Annotated in this window: 4 protein-coding genes and 1 pseudogene; 3 read left to right on the forward strand and 2 right to left on the reverse strand. The window is 40.2% G+C overall.

Going from position 1 to position 3,323, the window contains the following annotated elements:
• Positions 1–474: tetraacyldisaccharide 4'-kinase (lpxK, locus tag Q0X72_RS13425; RefSeq protein ID WP_297766440.1), on the reverse strand; the 474-nt coding region annotated here is incomplete at its 3' end.
• 47 nt (positions 475–521) lie between these two features.
• Here lpxK and Q0X72_RS13430 point away from each other — a divergent pair.
• The 3 genes from Q0X72_RS13430 (at position 522) to Q0X72_RS13440 (ending at position 2,904) form a co-directional block, all read left to right on the forward strand.
• The gene (locus tag Q0X72_RS13430) at positions 522–1,616 is read left to right on the forward strand and encodes a Nif3-like dinuclear metal center hexameric protein (protein ID WP_297766443.1); all 1,095 of its coding nucleotides are present in this window, start codon (positions 522–524) and stop codon (positions 1,614–1,616) included.
• A 3-nt stretch (positions 1,617–1,619) separates the two neighbouring features.
• On the forward strand, positions 1,620–2,399 hold the full coding sequence (locus Q0X72_RS13435) for a C4-type zinc ribbon domain-containing protein (protein WP_297766446.1): 780 nt from the start codon (positions 1,620–1,622) through the stop codon (positions 2,397–2,399).
• A gap of 124 nt (positions 2,400–2,523) precedes the next feature.
• On the forward strand, positions 2,524–2,904 hold the full coding sequence (locus Q0X72_RS13440; protein WP_297766448.1) for a DUF4174 domain-containing protein: 381 nt from the start codon (positions 2,524–2,526) through the stop codon (positions 2,902–2,904).
• Here the strand turns inward: Q0X72_RS13440 and Q0X72_RS13445 are convergent.
• Positions 2,901–3,323: pseudogene (locus Q0X72_RS13445) on the reverse strand (kynurenine 3-monooxygenase); the annotation flags it as partial. The gene Q0X72_RS13440 and the pseudogene Q0X72_RS13445 overlap by 4 nt on opposite strands.

Here is a 3,323-nt window from a genome sequence, read left to right on the forward strand (position 1 = left end):
GTCGTTAAAAGCAGTAAGTAAAATATACATGCTGGCCTTTACCTTTCGATGCTGATATGCATCGTCTAACAGGATAAGACTCGGGGAAAACTGCTGTTCAAGCCTCTGAATGCCCCGCTGTCTACTGCCATCAACCGCCACAATATTGCGAGGGAATTTATTGGATATCTGTAAGGGTTCATCTCCCACTTCTTGGACGCTAAGCTCGGGTTTGACTTGTAAAAATCCACTCGATTTTCGTCTGTACCCCCTACTCAATACAGCTACCTTCCCAGGCGTGGATATATGCCTTAGCAGCCACTCTATCATAGGTGTTTTGCCAGTACCCCCTGTACTGAGATTCCCAACACAAATAGTGGGGGTTTTATACGTTTTGGATGAAAATATCCCAACGTCATAACAAACATTCCTCAGGTAAACGACCATGGCGTAGAGCAGGGAAATAGGAAACGCTATTTTTCTTAGAAGTTGCATCGGAACGAAAATATAATATTTTATCTTTGAACCTTGGTATTTTAAGAATGATTGTACAAGAAGTTGCGGATATACTGGAAGAACTGGCTCCTTTGGCGAACGCCGAGGATTTCGATAATGTAGGACTCCTGGTTGGCGACCCCAAGGCTCAGGTTACCGGAATCTTAGTAACCCTTGATACTTTAGAAAATGTAGTGGAGGAAGCCATAGCAAAGAAATACAACCTCATAGTAAGTTTCCACCCCATTCTTTTTAAAGGCCTTAAAAAGATCACCGGAAAGAACTATGTAGAACGCGTCGTTGTAAAAGCAATCCAACATGGGATCAACATATATAGCATGCACACTGCTTTAGACAATGTTGCCCAAGGCGTCAATGGCAGAATATGTGAGGTGTTGGGTATTTTAGATCCACGCATCTTAATTCCTAAAACAGATAGTTTACAAAAATTAACCACTTATGTTCCGAAAGCGGCATTAGAAAAAGTAAAAAGAGCCCTCTTTGAGGCAGGTGGCGGGAGTATAGGAAATTATAGTCATTGTAGCTTTACACTGGAAGGCACTGGTAGTTTCAGACCGGAAAGTGGAGCTCAGCCTACCATGGGGAAACTTGGTGAAACACATTTTGAAGAGGAAATACAAGTGCACATGACCTTTCCCAGATCAGTTAAGAACCAACTTTTAAAGGCTTTGTTTAAGAGCCATCCCTATGAAGAGGTAGCATACGAAATAACAACGCTGGATAATGAGCAGCAACATCTGGGAATGGGGATGATAGGAAGCTTAACAGCTCCCATGGAAGAGCTTGCTTTCTTTGAATATTTGAAAAAATGTATGCAAGTACCTTGTATTCGGCATTCTGGTTTGCTCAACAAACCCATTCAAAAGGTAGCCGTACTGGGAGGTAGTGGTGCTTTTGCTATCTCGGCGGCAAAGGCTCAGGGAGCAGATGTTTTTATAACAGCAGATGTAAAATACCATCAGTTCTTTGAGGCTGAAAATAAGATGATAATAGCTGATATAGGTCATTATGAATCAGAACAATACACAAAAAACCTATTGGTAGATTATCTTACAAAAAAAATCCCTAATTTTGCAGTCGCTTTATCAGAAAGCATAACCAATCCCATTAAGTATTATTAACATATGGCAGCAAAGAAAGAAGCTACAGTTGAGAATAAATTAAGAGCCCTTTACGATCTCCAACTTATTGATTCCAGGGTAGATGAGATACGCAATGTTCGTGGAGAATTGCCTTTAGAGGTAGAAGACCTTGAAGATGATGTGTTAGGACTCAAAACAAGGATGGACAAGTTAAAAACAGATTTGGAGACCATCAACTACGAGATCACCGCCAAGAAAAATCTTATAGACGAGGCAAAGGCCCTTATCAAAAAATACGCTGAGCAACAGAAGAATGTGCGAAATAGTCGCGAATTCAATTCTCTTGCCAAAGAAGTGGAATTCCAGGAATTGGAAATTCAACTCGCTGAAAAAAATATAAAGGAATTCAAGGTTCAGATCGAGCAGAAAAAAGAGGTGATCGCAGAAACCAAGGAAAGGTTATCTGAACGGGAATCTCATTTAAAGCACAAGAAAAGTGAACTAAATGCGATTCTTGCCGAAACCGAAAAAGAAGAAAAGGCACTTTTAAAACAGTCTGATATTTACGAAAAACAAATAGAAGAACGTTTAGTTAAGGCTTATAAAAGAATTCGTACCAATGTTAAAAATGGTCTTGCCGTTGTTGCAATAGAAAGAGGAGCCTCCGGTGGATCTTTCTTTACTATCCCGCCTCAGGTACAAGTAGAGATCGCTTCCAGGAAAAAGATCATCACAGATGAGCATAGTGGTCGTATTCTGGTAGATCCTGTTCTAGCAGATGAGGAGCAGAAGAAAATGCACAAAATGTTCGATAAGATCTAGGATTCATCTTTTTAAAATATTTAAAGCCATCTTAAATAAGATGGCTTTTTTTATACCTTTAGATAAGCGAAAAGGCCTTCAAAGGATGTACCGCAGACTGCTATATTTAGTTATTTTACTTCTTATGAGTGCTAATCTATTAGGTCAGGACCTGAATGACTTCCGATGGAAAAATCGGCTCTTACTCCTAATGGCACCCCAGGGAGATCTTGTAAACACCAGAGAACAGCTGGCACTCTTTGCTCCTTTTGAGAAGGACATTGAGGACAGGGAATTAATAATATTGGTATTCGATGGGGAGATGATACTCGATAAGGAGTTAAAAGCAACATCCATCGATGTAAGTAAAATTCCGCACAAAGGTTTTCAGGGAGTCTTGTTGTTTGGGAAGGATGGAGGAATAAAACTAAAACAGCCCTTTTATGTAACACCCATCCGAATTTTTGACCTTATTGATAGTATGCCTATGAGACAAAGCGAGAAAAGGCGTAAAAATTCACCTTAAACCTTTGGAGCCGGCGTGTTTTGGAGTAGTTGTAACATACGTTCCTCAACCTTCTTGCTCTTCCATTGATCTTCAATATTAGGAAGCTTCATGATCTCTTGCATAATACTTTCCTGAAAATCTCCAATGGCCAGTGCTTCTGCATAGGCTCTATGCGAGAATGTAACTCTGGAATAGGTAGGCTCCCATAACGATGGGTGTTTCTCCGCAAACCACTTCTCAATTCTCTTTTGCAATAAGAAAGACTGATCGGCTGTTTTGTTGCTCATTTCAATAAAATTGCGATAGCTTAATTCTGCAATAGCATCCGCATTGGGTTTTCGTTCCTTCTGAAATGTTTGAAAGATCTTTTCCCAATCATCGCCAAACTGCGTCATGATGCGAGATAGGGAATAGATATCCTCAAACCCTGCATTCAT

It is taken from the genome of uncultured Muriicola sp., assembly GCF_947258935.1.
Lineage (GTDB): Bacteria > Bacteroidota > Bacteroidia > Flavobacteriales > Flavobacteriaceae > Muriicola.